Below are 208 nucleotides of genomic sequence, written 5' to 3'. Positions count from 1 at the left end.
GGCCGGTTTGTCAAGGCAAGCCGCACAGGCCCGGACGACAGCTTGCCGGGACCGGGCGGCATGGTGCAGCCTGAGTGCCAAACGGGGCGGCGACCGGGAGAGTTCCGCTATGCCACAAACCGAACGGCAGAAGATGGCTGCGGGCGACTGGTATTCCTGCATCGACCCCGAACTGGAGGCGCTGCGAAACGCCGCGCGCACGGCGGTT

At 67.8% G+C, this 208-nt stretch carries 1 protein-coding gene; it reads left to right on the top strand.

Going from position 1 to position 208, the window contains the following annotated elements; all coding sequences use genetic code 11:
* Positions 1–109: 109 nt before the first annotated feature.
* Positions 110–208 (top strand): maltose acetyltransferase domain-containing protein (locus tag EP376_RS22870; protein WP_338068424.1); only part of this gene is annotated, 99 nt, incomplete at its 3' end.

It is taken from the genome of Alexandriicola marinus (genome assembly GCF_004000435.1).
Lineage (GTDB): Bacteria > Pseudomonadota > Alphaproteobacteria > Rhodobacterales > Rhodobacteraceae > Alexandriicola > Alexandriicola marinus.
The sequence above is the reverse complement of the archived record's forward strand: the minus strand, read 5'-3'. Positions and strand labels throughout refer to the sequence as shown.